This is a genomic window from Frankia sp. AgB32, from assembly GCF_023243045.1.
In the GTDB taxonomy this organism is placed as follows: domain Bacteria; phylum Actinomycetota; class Actinomycetes; order Frankiales; family Frankiaceae; genus Frankia.
Map to the genome: position 1 here is coordinate 1 of NZ_JALKFX010000183.1, position 374 is coordinate 374.

The 374-nt window shown below is 69.0% G+C and carries 1 protein-coding gene; it reads left to right on the forward strand.

Translation table 11 applies throughout. The annotated features are described in order from the left end of the window. Window positions 1-374: ISAzo13-like element transposase-related protein (locus MXD60_RS26335; RefSeq protein WP_518468730.1), on the forward strand; the 374-nt coding region annotated here is incomplete at both ends.

Sequence of the window (374 nt, forward strand, 5' to 3'; positions counted from 1 at the left end):
TGGCAATGGCTGCCGAGGCGCGTACCTGGGGGCGCGGGGGAATATCGGTGGTATCGAGGGCGACCGGGTCGGCGCGTGCCACGATCTCGCGAGGTCTCACGGAACTCGACGAGGAACCGAAAGGCACGGCACGTGTGCGGGCGCCGGGAGGGGGTCGCAAGAAGGCTGAGGTCGCAGACCCCGGGCTGGTCGAGGCACTGGACGGGCTGGTCGAGCCCGAAAGCCGCGGGCACCCGGAGTCGCCGTTGCGTTGGACGACGAAGTCGACCCGGCACCTGGCCGAAACGTTGACCGCGATGGGGCGCGAGATCAGCCATTCCGCGGTCGCCTCGGTCCTGCGCGGGCAGGGTTTCAGTCTGCAGCAGATGTTCAAG